Origin of the sequence: Paenibacillus sp. HW567, from assembly GCF_000374185.1 — a bacterium.
Classification (GTDB): Bacteria; Bacillota; Bacilli; order Paenibacillales; family Paenibacillaceae; genus Paenibacillus_AQ.
Genome location: NZ_KB910518.1, coordinates 2,216,160 through 2,227,906, shown reverse-complemented (window position 1 = coordinate 2,227,906; position 11,747 = coordinate 2,216,160). Strand labels below are relative to the sequence as shown.

Genomic DNA, 11,747 nt, shown 5'->3' with positions numbered 1-11,747 from the left:
CAGCCTGCGGTGAACCGCCGGTTGTCCCAACTTCGCCCTGATACTCCTAATATACCCGGGAGCAATTGCTGACCCAATTGACGAAATGCGGATTATGATGGATTATATTCGTATCTGTAACCGTGAAGAAACATCAGATTGCCGGATCACAAGGAGGTACACTTTATGGAACAGGAATCCTTCCCGAAAAAAGATGGCTTTGCCCAGGAGAAGCTGTTCGTGCTGCCCGAATCACAGCTTAAGGCACTGGGCGAGCATGAGCTGACCGCTCCGCTCTTTGTTAGCGATATCGGCTATTTCCCCCGCGCCGAGCATCATCTGCGTGAGCGCCCGGAGGGCTGCGATTCCCATATTTTTATCTATTGCGCCGCAGGGGAGGGCTGGATTCAGCTAGATCATGACCGGCTCATAGCGGTTAAGGAGCATCAGCTCATGGTGATCCCGGCTGGGACACCGCACCGTTATGGAGCCTCCGACTCTGAGCCCTGGAGTATATACTGGTTCCACCTCAAAGGCGTCCATGTCCTGTCCCTCATTCAAATGTACGGGCTCAATCAAGGGCCGCTTGCGCTGCCCGTCAGCAGCTCCAGCCGTCTCATTGAAGAGTTCGGCAGCGTCTTCAATTTACTGATGGACCGGACCTACCAGCTCCCGGCACATGTCCACGTCTCCCAGACTATGCGCCATCTGTTGTCCGGCATCGGGCTGCATACCGGACTTGCTGCCGGGGATAAGAAACGCGGGCGTTATCTGGAGCAGGCCATCGAATATATGCAAGAGCGTCTGAACAGCCCGGTCAAGCTCCCGGAGATCGCCAGGCATACCGGACTATCCCAGCAGCATTTAATCCATTTATTCAAGCAGGAGAGCGGACTGCCGCCGATTGAATATTTCCTGCGGATGAAGATGCAGCGGGCCGGACAGTTGCTGGACCTCACCGACCTCAGCATCAAGGAGATCAGCAGCGCTGTCGGCATTGCCGACCCGTATTATTTCTCCAGGCTGTTCAAGAAGATCACCGGGTACTCCCCTTCCCGGTATAGGGGGATTCCTAAGGGGTAGTTCAAGCCTGGCCTCCTCTCCAGAATTAACGTAAGATCACTAAAGAAGATGTTCTATAACGTGGTAATACTCGCTATTCTTTTCGTCTCGACGGCTGAACTGAATATTTTCTTTTCGGCGTTTGGGTGGTATTTACGTTATGGCTGGATGGTACAAGGTGATTCTGAGCCCAGCGGTGCTCGGCAATGCTCCTAAAGGAAAGCGCAAATAAAAACAGCTATCAGCTCTGGACAAAAGTCTCAAGTCCAGACTGACGCTGTTTTTATTTTCAAATCCTAATCAATTAAAGCTACATCGCCGCAAATTGGCTATTATAGAGCCGGGCATAATGGTTTTCCTTCCCCCATAAACCACGAATAAGTATGATCACCAAAAGAATAATTGATATGATCCCCATTATTTCCATAAATACATTTCTTTTATTTTCCCACAGTATAACGATATTTGTTAGCTGCTATTTGATTTAAAGTAATACCCAAACATATCATTACAGCCATTATCCAAAACCCTAAATTATTTGCATATTTATTTCCATAAATCAACCCAATTGGCGATTGTATAAATAGTATTAAAGAAAATATATTAAGTATTTTGTTTTTCCGGTAATTATTAAGTGGAGATACAACTGAAACCGGAAATTTCAATCGTGTAATCTGGTCTAAAATTAATCCAATTGTTAGGAAGATAAACATTACCAGAATCCCATATCCTTTGTAATACCAATCGGAAATAATTAGAGAAGGTATAGCCATTACAAATGCCATAATTGAGAGCTTTCTTAAATTGTTCTTCATTGTTAACTTCCTCCTAACAGCATATCTACCTGATTATCAATAAGCTCTTTTAATTGAATTTCATTAAATATATTCACACCAGAATATTTGTAAAAATCTTCTGCTCGATAGAAAATAAGCTGTAAAAAACTAATTACTTCATAAGCAAGTATTTTGCAAAATTGTTCATTTCTCGTATCATGAAAATGTTCTTTTATATAAGGCAAAATTTCATCAGGAATTTCTATAGGAGCATCAAGCAATACATACGGCACGGAAAGCCTTGTAATATTGGCGTACTTAATGGTGACTTCACAAATATGATACAACACTTTTTTTAGCTTCTCTTTCGGGCTATGACTAATATCTGTGATTGCATATTGTTTGAATTCAGAAGCAATGATGCTGTCAATTGCAATTTTCAACAATTCGTCTTTTGAACCAAAGCAATAATTTATCATAGCCAAATTGACATTTGCTTCACTTGAAATTTGCCTTGCGGTAATTTTTTTGGGGGCCTTAGAGGACAAAAGCAATTTTTTTGTTGCTTCAATTAGCTTATCTTTCGTATCACCTGTCATCATGAATTCTCCTTTACAATAATTAAACATGTTTAATACGTGTTTAATTATACATTACTGCTTTTCTTTGTCAATAAGGTGATGCCGCTTCGAGCCAAAATAAAAAAAGCCTCAACCAAAGACATCAGATGTCTTGGCTGAAGCTTTTTTCTTGTGACAAACATACTCTAAAACTTACACCGCCGCAAACTGGCTGTTATACAGCCGGGCGTAATGGCCGCCGCTCTTCAGGAGCTGCTCATGTGTGCCGCTCTCGACGATATCGCCGTCCTTCATGTAGAGAATCACATCCGCCTCACGGATCGTGGACAGCCGGTGGGCAATCACAAAGCTGGTACGCCCGGAGATCATCGTGAGAAAAGCCTTCTGGATACGGGCCTCGGTCAGGGTGTCGATACTGCTGGTGGCTTCGTCCAGGATCAGCATCGGCGGATCGACAAGCATGACGCGTGCGATAGTAAGCAGTTGCTTCTGCCCTTGGGACAGGTTGTCCCCTGAACCGGAAATCTTCGTGGCATAACCTTCGGGCAGCCGCTTGATGAAGCTGTGGGCGTTCGCAGCCTTGGCAGCGGCGATCACTTCCTCCTCTGTCGCCTCCGGCTTGCCGTAAGCGATGTTGTCGCGGATCGACCCGCCGTACAGCCAGGTTTCCTGCAGCACCATCCCGAAATTGCGGCGCAGGCTGTCGCGGGTAATGGAGGTGATGTCTACGCCATCAATCTTGATCGTGCCGCTGTCCACATCATAGAAGCGCATCAGCAGGTTGACCAGCGTTGTTTTCCCGGCTCCGGTCTGTCCGACAATTGCCACACGTGTCCCCGGCTTCACTTCCAGACTGAAGTTCTTGATTAGCGGACGCTCAGGGGTGTATGCGAAGCTCACCTTATCAAAGGTGATGGTTCCTTGGCTTACGCCCAGTACATGTGCACCTTCGGCGTCCGGCGTTTCCGGCTTCATGTCCAGAATCGCAAAGATCCGCTGCGCCGAAGCCGTGGCCGACTGGAGCTGGGTGATCACGCCGGTAATTTCGTTGAACGGCTTCGCGAACAGGTTCGAATAGATCAGGAAGCTGGAGAGATCCCCTACTGAGAAATGTCCCCCGATCACCAGTGCGCTGCCGATCATCGCAATCACCGAGAAGGTAATGTTGTTCACCAGCCGTGTGGTTGGATTGGACAGCGAGCCGTAGAACTGAGATTTGACGCCGGTTTGATACAGCTCGTTATTCCGTTCGGAGAAACGTGCAAAGCTGCGCTCCTCATAACGGTACGCTTGAACCACCTTTTGTCCGCCAACGATTTCCTCCACATAGCCGTTCAGTCCGCCCAGAATTTTGGCCTGCTCCCGGAACAGCTTCTGGGAACGTGTAGTAATGAAGCGGGCAACATAAAAGGTTGCCGGTGCCGAGAGCAGCACAACAATTGTCATTACCGGACTGATATAGAGCATCAGGCCGATGGCTCCGGCAATGGTCACAATTCCGGTCAGCAGCGTGGAGAAGCCTTGCAGCAGTCCATCCGAGACGGCATCCATATCGTTAACGAAACGGCTGATGCTGTCTCCCTGGGGATGGTTGTCATGGAATTTCAGCGGCAGTACGTTCAGCTTGTCGAACAGTTCACGCCGCAAATCATAGACCGTCCGGTAAGCGATCCGGTTCGTATAATAGGTCAGCACCCAGCCGAAGAAGCCGCCGACAATGTAGACTACAGCCAGAATCAGCAGCAGCCAGAGAATTCCATCAAAATCCACTTGCCCTCGGCCGAGCATCTTATCCACAGCGCGGCCAATCAGAAGCGGGCCAATCAGACTGGCGATTACGCTCAGTATGGCGCAGAATACAGCGACAATAGCGATGTTCCTATGTTGCTTGGTATACCCAATAATTCTCTTCCAGGTTGCTCCGGCATTCATCGCGCCCCCACCTCCTCACTAGATAGCTGGGACTGACAGATGTCCTGGTACACTCCGCAGCTCTTCAATAATTCTTCATGTGTGCCGATGCCCGCGATCCGCCCTTCCTCGAAGACGATGATCTGCTCCGCCTGGCGCACAGTGCTTACCCGCTGGGAGACGAGCAGGACGGTTGTATCCCGGCTGTTCTCTTTGAGTTCCCGGCGCAGCGCTGCATCGGTGGCGAAATCAAGTGCACTGGAAGAATCGTCCAGAATGAGAATCTGCGGGCGCATGGCGATGGCGCGGGCGATGGTCAGACGCTGCTTCTGTCCGCCGGAGAGGTTCATGCCTCCCCGCGCAACCGGAGTAGCCAGCCCTTCGGGCAGCTTCTGGATGAACTCCTCAGCCTGGGCGACAGCAGCGGCTTCCATCAGCTCTCCAGACGAGGCATCCTGCTTGCCCCAGCGGATATTGTCTGCAATCGTACCGCTAAATAACGTCGCCTTCTGCGGCACGATGCCGATTCTGCTCCGAAGCTGCTCCAGCCCGTATTCCTTGACATTTATGCCCTCTACCCGGATCTCGCCTTCTACTGCGTCATAGAAGCGGGGGATAAGATTTACGAAGGTTGACTTCCCGGAGCCTGTGCTGCCGATCAGCCCGATCGTCTCCCCGCGCCGGATGGTTACCGAAATATCGTGCAGCGCCAGCTCACCCGTGGTGTTGTAGCCGAATGAGACATGGTCAAAAACAATCGCCGGTGCCTGCCCATCTGCGGGTGGAAGCTCCAGATTCCCTGTATCCACAACGGAAGATTGCACAGCCAGCACCTCATTCACACGGTTAGCAGAAGAGGCTGCTTTGGTGAAAAGAATGACCAGATTGGAGACCACAATGAGCGCCAGCAATATCTGGGTGACATAATTGATAAAAGCGATAATTTCGCCCTGGGACAGCCGTCCGGCATCTATATGGATGCCGCCTGCCCAGAGAATGGCGATAATCGCCGCATTGACCACAAGCGTAGTCATTGGCCCCAGCCAGGCAGAAATGCGGCCGACGCGGATAGCCGTTGCCGTCAAATCCTCTGAAGCGGCGTCGAAGCGCTGCTTCTCCCTGCGGCTCTCGGCAAAGGCACGGATCACGCGAATGCCCGATAGATTCTCGCTGAGCACCAGCGCCAGATGATCCAGCTTCTGCTGGTATTTGCGGTACAGGGGCGAGCTGCGCGTGATAATGAAATACAGGATCACGCCAATAACTGGAGTCGCCGCGAGCAGAATCAGGGACAAACGGAAGTCGAGAATCATCGACATGATGATCGCCCCGATACAGATGAACGGCGCACGGATGACGAGACGGATCAGCATCGCTACCGCGAGCTGAAGCTGGTTCACATCATTCGTGATCCGGTTGATCAGCGACGGCGTTCCGAAGATGTCCAGCTCGGCATAAGACAGCGACGAAATATGCTTGAACATCTTATTGCGCAGCGAAGTCCCGAACCCCTGCGAAGCACGGGCGGCATAATATTGGCAGACCATCGAACAGCCGAAGCCGAGCACAGCCATCACCACCATCAGTCCGCCCATCCGGTACACATAGCCGCTGTCATGCCGGCCAATCCCGTTGTTGACGATCAGCGCCACAATTGTCGGCAGCAGCAGCTCCAGGATTGCCTCCAGCAGCTTGAAGATCGGCCCGATAATCACTTCTTTTCGGTACGGCTTAAGAAATGCAGCAATTTTGTACACAGTAATCCTCACCTAACATAAGTAGTATGTAAAAAGCTTTGAAAAACAGATAAGACCCGTTATGATTATGTCATACCTGCTTACATATTAATAATATTGGTTTCGTATCTATGCGATATCTTTATCATATGTCAATCTATCACAACCGGAGGTTAGTCTATGGATATCCGCCAGCTTAAATATTTCCTGGCTATTGCCGAGGAGGGACAAATTACATCAGCAGCAAGAAAGCTGCAAATGGCTCAGCCCCCGCTCAGCCAGCAGCTCAAGCTGCTGGAGGATGAGCTGGGAGTCAAGCTCGTGGAACGCGGGCCGCGCAGTATACAGCTAACGGAAGCCGGGATGATTCTGCGGGAGCGGGCACAGCAAATTCTGGATTTGACCGATTCCACCACCCGGGAGCTTAAGGATTTTGTGAAAGGCATCTATGGCACACTCTCCATCGGCACCGTCTCCTCTTCTGCGGCAACACTGCTTCAGGAACGGCTGCTTGAATTCCACCAGGTCTACTCCGGGGTCAAATTTGAGATTCATGAAGGTAATACCTACCGGGTGCTCGACCTGCTGAACAAAGGCATCGTCGAAGTCGGCATCGTGCGGACCCCGTTCAGCAGCAGTGGCCTGGAGTGTGTCTACACCGCCTCTGAACCTATGATTGCCGTCATGACGCCTGATTATGACTGGACCGGCGGAGAGCCGGCAATTGATATCGGGGAACTGAGGAACAGACCGCTTATCATCTACCGCCGGTTCGAGCAGTTGATCCGCGAGACCTGTCTTGAGAATGGCTTCGATCCGCTGGTGTTCTGCATGAACGACGACGCCCGCACCACCCTGCTCTGGGCCAACGCCGGCCTGGGCATCGGCATCATCCCAAGGTCCGCCTTCACCCTTGCCAACAACAGCAGCCTGATCGTCAAAGAAATTGCCAGCGATTCGCTGAATACCCGCGTAGCCGCAGTCTGGATGAAGGACAAATACCTGTCCTCCCTGGCTGAGAAGTTTATCGAGAACTTTCAGAAATAACCGCGCAAAAAACCCGCCCCGGTCAGCACCGGAGGCGGGTTAATCTTCCTATTACGGGGCGCAGCAGCCGCGCATTAGACCATGATTTTGCAAATATCATTCGTGAACTGCACCGGATCACTTACCTGCAGGCCTTCGATCAGCAGTGCCTGGTTGTATAGCAGGTTCGTGTACAGGCCCAGCTTCTCCTTATCGCCTTCAGAGGCAGCCTTCAGGGATTGGAAGACATCATGGTGAATGTTGATTTCCAGCACCTTGTCTGCCTGCACTTCCTGGCCGTTAGGCATCGCTTTGAGGATTTTCTCCATCTCAATCGTCAGTTCGCCTTCCGTGGAAAGGCACACCGGATGGGACTTCAGGCGTTTGGAGGCCTTGACGTCCTTCACTTTGCCGGAGAGGAATCCCTTCATGGCTTCGAACAATTCCTTGTTCTCATTTTCTTCCGCTTCCGAGGGCTTGTCCTCGGCATTCTCTTCAATGCCCAGATCGCCGCTGGAGACGTTTTTGAATTCTTTTTCCTTGTAGGACATGATCATCTTGATCGCAAATTCGTCAATGTCGTCGGTGAAATAGAGCATTTCATATCCCTTGTCCGATACGAGCTCGGTCTGCGGCAGCTTCTCGATCCGTTCAACCGATTCCCCGGAAGCATAGTAGATATACTTCTGGTCTTCCGGCATTCTGTCCACATATTCAGCCAGCGTCACCTGTTTCTTCTCCTTGGAGGAGTAGAACATCAGCAGATCCTGAAGGGTTTCTTTTTCCATGCCATAGTCATTGTAGACCCCGAACTTCAACTGTCTGCCAAAAGAGGTGTAGAACTTCTCATATTTCTCTCTCTCATCCTTCAGCAGGCTCAGGAGCTGGCTCTTGATCTTGCTCTTGATGTTCTTGGCAATCAGTGTCAACTGGCGGTCATGCTGCAGCAGCTCGCGGGAAATGTTCAGGGACAGATCCTCGGAATCGACCATCCCTTTGACGAAGCTGAAATAATCCGGCAGCAGGTCGCCGCATTTGTTCATGATCAGCACGCCGTTGGAATATAGCTCCAGGCCCTTTTCATATTCCTTGGTGTAATAGTCGAACGGTGTGTTCTCTGGAATGAACAGGATCGCGTTGTAGACCACCGCACCGTCGGCACTGATGTGGATATGCTTCAGCGGCTGGTCAAAGCCATAACGTTTCTCTGCGTAAAAGTTGCTGTAGTCCTCTTCGGTCAGCTCGCTTTTGTTCTTGCGCCAGATCGGCACCATGCTGTTGACGGTTTGCTCTTCCTTGGTTTCCTCGAACTCGCCTTCGCTGCCTTCCTTCGGCTTGCTGCCGGTGATGTCCATCTTGATTGGAAAACGGATGAAGTCGGAATATTTCTTGATGATGGATTTCAGGCGGTATTCTTCCAGAAATTCATCGTAGTTGTCTTCCTCGGTGTTGGGCTTGATCTTCAGCGTAATTTCGGTACCCACACTGTCCTTCTCTGTCTGCTCAATGGTGTAGCCGTCCGCACCCTGGGATTCCCATTTGAAGGCCTGGTCGCTGCCCAGCGCCTTGCTGACTACCGTCACATCGTCTGCCACCATAAACGCGGAATAGAAGCCGACCCCGAACTGTCCGATGATGTTGTGGCCGTCCTTGGCTTCATTATCCTTCTTAAAAGCAAACGAGCCGCTGTTCGCGATGATCCCCAGATTGTTCTCCAGCTCCTCCTGAGTCATCCCGATCCCCGTATCGGTAATGGTCAGCGTACGGCTCTCCTTGTCGGCAGCAACTTTAACATAATAATCCTCTTTATTGAACACCAGCGTTTCATCGGCGAGTGCTTTGTAATAGATTTTGTCAATGGCATCGCTTGCATTCGAAATCAGTTCCCGCAGAAAAATCTCACGCTGCGTATAAATGGAGTTAATCATCATTTCCAGCAATCTTTTGGATTCGGCTTTAAACTCTTTTTTGGCCATGAATAAGTAAATCTCCTTTCAAAAATAACTTCTGGTCATTTCCGGATGATTAGCACTCCACTCTAATGAGTGCTAACACTTCCTTTTATATACCATATTTCCGTTTTTGATGTCAATATATTGCTGCATACAGAGCCCCTTTTAAAAAAAAGAATGAATCTATTTTTATATCATGTTAGCATTCGACATGCAGTGAATATTGTTAAAGAAAGGAAAATGAAACTATGAAAATGAAGCTCGAAGCTCTGCCAAATTATCGCATTGCCTATGTGCGGCAGGTTGGTCCATATGGACCGGCCAATGCACAAGCCATGGAGCAGCTAAAAAAATGGGCTAAGGAGCACAATCTGCTGACTGAATCAGCCATCCTGTTCGGAATTCCACAAGACAACCCTGCAACAACACTTCCTGAAAACTGTAGATATGATGTATGTATTGTCATTTCAGGAGATTATCAGGTGGATGATTCCATTGATGAAGGTGAATTTTCCGGCGGGAATTATGTCTGCTTCCTAATCAAACATACCGCAGAAGATATTCAAAGGGCATGGACGGAAATTTTCCCGGCTATCCAGAGCAGCGGCTATCAAATGGACACCGGCAAACCAATCGTAGAGAGATACACCGTTCAAATGATAAACAATCATCTCTGTGAAATATGTGTGCCTGTTATAGGTTCAGATAATTAATTATGGAAAAAGAAGAACAAGAGCGTTCTCAGCGGCGATAACCTCTTGTTCTTCTTTCCTTATAATACCGCTTCAGCCTTGGCCCTCGCGTCCGCCAGCAGCATTTGAATCAGCGACTGCAGCGGCAGCGATTTCCATTTCTTCGGGTGGATCAAGAGCTGCAGATCGAAATGGATCTCCGGGTGTCCAAAAGACAGCTCCGCCAAATTCCCGCGCTCAATCTCCTCTTCGGCTACGATTCTTGGAAGCAGGGCGATGCCCAGCCCATTCCGCACACAGCGCTTAATCGCCTCCAGGTTGGACAGCTCAAAGCCGATGCGGAAAATAATTCCGTGCTCGCGCAGCAGATTCTCGAACATGCTGCGGTAGATGCAGCTCTCCTCGGATACAATCAGCTCGCAGTTGTTCAGGTCCTGCAGCGTCACACGGTCCAGCTTGGCCAGCGGATGCCCCTTCGGTGCCACCAGCACCAGCGGCTCGTCCCTGATGATCATACGCTCGAGCTGTGAATCTGTCGTGCTGCGGTCAAGCATCAGGCCGATGTCGACCTCGCCGTCCCTGATCTTGGTAATCAGATTGGCCTCCTGCTCGGTCTGCAGATGGATATTCAGCCCTGGAAACGTCGTCCGCAATTGCTGCAGGAAAGGCGGTAAATAAAACGCCGCGAGCGAATCAATCGTCCCTATCGTCAAGGTTCCCCCGATCTGCTGGGCAATGGTTTCTTTTGAACGGTCATATAAGTCCAGAATCTCCACGAACAGCTTCAGCAGCTCTTCCCCTGGAGGGGTCAGGCGTAGTGCGCGTCCATGCCGCTCCATGAGCGGAACCCCGTATTCCTTCTCGATCTTCTGGATCTGCATCGTTACGCTGGACTGTGCATAACCCAGCTCTTCCGCCGCACGCGTGAAGCTCTGCCGCTTCGCCACCTCACGAAAGGTGCGCATATATGTTAAGTCCATATCCTCGCCCTCCTCACCCTGACATCAAAATTATTGATAACCCACATCACTTATTATAGCTAACGCCGATGCAATATTCCATGCTACAGTAAGATAAAAGGATTTTACATTGTTGGAGGACGATATTCATGTTAACAGAAGAACAGATTTATGGAGTCTATGTTCCCGTGGTAACCCCGTTTACAGAAGCTGGCGAAATTGACCTGGAATCGTATCAGCGTTATGTGAACAACATCATCAAGAACAATATTCATGGTCTGGTCGTTAATGGAACAACAGGAGAATCGCCGACAGTCAACATACAGGAATTGCAGACACTCGTGAACGCTTCACGGGAAATCTTGAAATCCAGCAGCATTCCGCTGGTCATCGGCACCGGCACTAACGATACGGCTTCCACTGTAGCCCGCACAGAGCTTGCTGCCAATTCGGGCGCAGACGCTGCACTGGTGGTTGTTCCTTATTACAGCCGCCCTTCGCAGCAAGGAATTATCGAGCATTTCCGCAAAGCCGCAGAGGTCGGCATTCCGGTTATGGCCTACGACATCCCGGGACGCGCCGGAGTCGGCATGACCGTCGATACGGCACGTACTATTCTTGAAATGAACAATGTCGTAGGCTTAAAAGACTGCTCCGGCTCGCCGCTGCTCGTCTCCGAGCTGTCCCGCCTCGGATCCAAGCCGGTGCTGTGCGGCGATGATCTGCAGTTCCTGCATATGCTGGGCTGCGGAGCCGCCGGAGGCATGCTGGCCTCCGCCAACGTGCATACCGCAAAATTCCTCAGCATCTACGGGCAATTCAAAGCCGGACAGCTTGAGGAAGCCACAGCAGCGTTCAACGAGCTGGTGCCGCTGATGAAGCTGCTCTTCAAGGAGTCCAATCCGGCTCCGATCAAATGGCTGCTAAGCGCCTACGGAGAGATTGCCTCGGATACGCTCCGCCTGCCGATGACTTCGATCAGCTCCGGGCTGCGTGAGGAACTTGGGGCTTATCTCGCCGGGTAAATCTTAATGCCCTATTTATTTGAAAGAAGCCTCCCATGACCGGGAGGC

10 protein-coding genes are annotated in these 11,747 nt (G+C 50.4%); 4 read left to right on the top strand and 6 right to left on the bottom strand.

All coding sequences use genetic code 11. The features are described 5' to 3' along the window. Positions 1-165: 165 nt before the first annotated feature. Positions 166-1,062 (top strand): AraC family transcriptional regulator, encoded by an 897-nt coding sequence (locus B212_RS0110020; protein WP_019910519.1) that lies wholly within the window; start codon positions 166-168, stop codon positions 1,060-1,062. 419 nt (positions 1,063-1,481) lie between these two features. Here B212_RS0110020 and B212_RS0110015 read toward each other — a convergent pair whose 3' ends face one another. From B212_RS0110015 to B212_RS0110000, 4 genes are all read right to left on the bottom strand, one after another. After that, the gene (locus tag B212_RS0110015) at positions 1,482-1,856 is read right to left on the bottom strand and encodes a hypothetical protein (RefSeq protein WP_019910518.1); all 375 of its coding nucleotides are present in this window, start codon (positions 1,854-1,856) and stop codon (positions 1,482-1,484) included. Between the two features lie 2 nt (positions 1,857-1,858). Next, complete coding sequence (locus B212_RS0110010; RefSeq protein WP_028530720.1) at positions 1,859-2,419, bottom strand: TetR/AcrR family transcriptional regulator; 561 nt, start codon at positions 2,417-2,419, stop codon at positions 1,859-1,861. Between the two features lie 171 nt (positions 2,420-2,590). Then, a complete protein-coding gene (locus tag B212_RS0110005) occupies positions 2,591-4,330 on the bottom strand; it encodes an ABC transporter ATP-binding protein (protein WP_019910515.1) in 1,740 nt (579 codons plus the stop codon). Beyond that, on the bottom strand, positions 4,327-6,066 hold the full coding sequence (locus tag B212_RS0110000) for an ABC transporter ATP-binding protein (RefSeq protein WP_019910513.1): 1,740 nt from the start codon (positions 6,064-6,066) through the stop codon (positions 4,327-4,329). Before B212_RS0110000 ends, B212_RS0110005 begins: the two co-directional genes overlap by 4 nt. Before the next feature lie 159 nt (positions 6,067-6,225). Here B212_RS0110000 and B212_RS0109995 point away from each other — a divergent pair, with 159 nt between their 5' ends. Further along, on the top strand, positions 6,226-7,092 hold the full coding sequence (locus B212_RS0109995) for a LysR family transcriptional regulator (protein WP_019910512.1): 867 nt from the start codon (positions 6,226-6,228) through the stop codon (positions 7,090-7,092). Between the two features lie 74 nt (positions 7,093-7,166). On the opposite strand, the gene htpG is transcribed toward B212_RS0109995, so the two are convergent. After that, complete coding sequence (gene htpG / locus B212_RS0109990) at positions 7,167-9,047, bottom strand: molecular chaperone HtpG (protein ID WP_019910511.1); 1,881 nt, start codon at positions 9,045-9,047, stop codon at positions 7,167-7,169. A gap of 224 nt (positions 9,048-9,271) precedes the next feature. On the opposite strand from htpG, the gene B212_RS0109985 reads away from it, so the two are divergent. Continuing rightward, positions 9,272-9,736 (top strand): AraC family transcriptional regulator, encoded by a 465-nt coding sequence (locus tag B212_RS0109985; RefSeq protein WP_019910510.1) that lies wholly within the window; start codon positions 9,272-9,274, stop codon positions 9,734-9,736. A 59-nt stretch (positions 9,737-9,795) separates the two neighbouring features. Here the strand turns inward: B212_RS0109985 and B212_RS0109980 are convergent, their stop codons facing one another. Next, on the bottom strand, positions 9,796-10,695 hold the full coding sequence (locus B212_RS0109980) for a LysR family transcriptional regulator (protein WP_019910509.1): 900 nt from the start codon (positions 10,693-10,695) through the stop codon (positions 9,796-9,798). A 128-nt stretch (positions 10,696-10,823) separates the two neighbouring features. On the opposite strand from B212_RS0109980, the gene dapA reads away from it, so the two are divergent. Then, positions 10,824-11,699 carry a 4-hydroxy-tetrahydrodipicolinate synthase gene (dapA, locus tag B212_RS0109975; RefSeq protein ID WP_019910508.1) on the top strand — a complete coding sequence of 292 codons (876 nt, stop codon included), beginning with the start codon at positions 10,824-10,826 and terminating at the stop codon, positions 11,697-11,699. Positions 11,700-11,747 lie beyond the last annotated feature (48 nt).

Excerpts from the sequence above, each read along its gene's own strand:
- B212_RS0110020 (WP_019910519.1), top strand. The coding sequence starts at position 166 with ATGGAACAGGAATCCTTCCCGAAAAAAGATGGCTTTGCCCAGGAGAAG.
- B212_RS0110015 (WP_019910518.1), bottom strand. The coding sequence starts at position 1,856 with ATGAAGAACAATTTAAGAAAGCTCTCAATTATGGCATTTGTAATGGCT.
- B212_RS0110010 (WP_028530720.1), bottom strand. The coding sequence starts at position 2,419 with ATGATGACAGGTGATACGAAAGATAAGCTAATTGAAGCAACAAAAAAA.
- B212_RS0110005 (WP_019910515.1), bottom strand. The coding sequence starts at position 4,330 with ATGAATGCCGGAGCAACCTGGAAGAGAATTATTGGGTATACCAAGCAA.
- B212_RS0109995 (WP_019910512.1), top strand. The coding sequence starts at position 6,226 with ATGGATATCCGCCAGCTTAAATATTTCCTGGCTATTGCCGAGGAGGGA.
- htpG (WP_019910511.1), bottom strand. The coding sequence starts at position 9,047 with ATGGCCAAAAAAGAGTTTAAAGCCGAATCCAAAAGATTGCTGGAAATG.
- B212_RS0109985 (WP_019910510.1), top strand. The coding sequence starts at position 9,272 with ATGAAAATGAAGCTCGAAGCTCTGCCAAATTATCGCATTGCCTATGTG.
- B212_RS0109980 (WP_019910509.1), bottom strand. The coding sequence starts at position 10,695 with ATGGACTTAACATATATGCGCACCTTTCGTGAGGTGGCGAAGCGGCAG.
- dapA (WP_019910508.1), top strand. The coding sequence starts at position 10,824 with ATGTTAACAGAAGAACAGATTTATGGAGTCTATGTTCCCGTGGTAACC.